This is a genomic window from Anabaena sp. CCY 9910 (assembly GCF_963920875.1).
GTDB classification, from domain to species: domain Bacteria; phylum Cyanobacteriota; class Cyanobacteriia; order Cyanobacteriales; family Nostocaceae; genus Trichormus; species Trichormus variabilis.
This window is the reverse complement of the sequence record NZ_CAWUDJ010000109.1, coordinates 1-1,349: the sequence shown is the minus strand read 5'-3', so window position 1 is coordinate 1,349 and position 1,349 is coordinate 1. Positions and strand designations below refer to the sequence as shown.

Genomic DNA, 1,349 nt, shown 5'->3' with positions numbered 1-1,349 from the left:
GATCGGGAGCAAAAAAAAGAAGCAGAGGAAGTAAAGAAAAAAGAAACAAGAGAAAAAACAACATTCCAAAGCGAGCCAGTCATGCTGCGAGCAGTAAACACAGAAGTCAAAGCACAACAAGCTATAGTGAATCATCTTGGTATAAAAAGATGAGTTCAATTATGAAGACACAGTTGCAGATTCATCATTAACGCGCCAAGGTAAATTGTCTCTGACCATAGCATTTAAAATGACTAACATTTTATGAACGCAAGCAGTCAGAGCCAATTTCTTAGATTTACCACGCTCAACAAGTCGAGTGTAAAAAGCCTGAATAATGGGATTGTGACGAATAGCAACCACAGCACCCATATACAGAGAAGCACGAACATGACCGCGACCACCCTGAATCATTCGTTTGCCTTTGTGTTGGCCACTATCATGATTCATGGGTGCAACACCAACTAAACGAGAAATCTGTTTAGCGGTTAATTGACCGAGTTCAGGTAAGTCACAAACCAGAGTCGTGGAAATAACTTGACCGATGCCAGGAGTAGTTTTGAGTAAATTAACTTTGGCAATGAATTGAGAATTGTTTTGAGTTAATTGCTCAATTTCCGAGTTAATTTGTTCGAGACGTTTATCCAGGTAATCAAGATGTGCTTCAATATCGGCCAGTGCTTTACCACGAGCGCGGGCGCGACGGTTTTTCTCCGCAGTCTGCATTTCGACTAATTGTCTTCTCCGACTGATTAATTCACTTAACTGACGCGCTTCCTCAGATTCAATGGCTAACACTTGTGGTTTCATGGCTTCGCCAAAATGTGCCAGAATTTGTGCATCAATGGCATCAGTTTTAGCCAGTCTACCTGTAGCTTTAGCAAAATCTCTTCCTTGGCGTGGATTAATTAGTGCTACTGGTAATAATGCCGCTTGTAATTGAATAATTAATTCTGTTTCTAATCCTCCAGTTGCTTCTAGTACAATTAGATTTAAATTGTAGGATTTGAGTTGCTCAACAAGTGTTGATATTTCACTTTCTGTATTTGCCACTTTTATGGCTTTACCCATCGGACGGATATAAACATCCAAAGCGGCTTTACTGACATCAATTCCTACCCATTGACCAGTATTTTCCATCTTTTACTCTCACAGATACAGTTAATGTTGCTAAAAACTGCATCTCCCTGATTTCACTCATCCTTGCCCGATACGGGCTGTATACTTTAACTCTGTGTATTTAAAGTTTTGCCCCTGGCGACTGTTCGAGTTCTGTCAAAGAGATTGTTGTAGTGACCCGTGCTACATAGCGGTCTATTGTGACCAAGGTTGGGACGGTCTACTACTTCCCTCAATATACAAGGTTGGGT

Annotated in this window: 1 protein-coding gene; it reads right to left on the bottom strand. The window is 40.8% G+C overall.

From position 1 onward, the window contains the following. Window positions 1-159: 159 nt before the first annotated feature. Entirely contained in the window at window positions 160-1,119 is a 960-nt protein-coding gene (locus tag ACM5QX_RS29495; RefSeq protein ID WP_414756749.1) for an IS110 family transposase, read from the bottom strand. Window positions 1,120-1,349 lie beyond the last annotated feature (230 nt).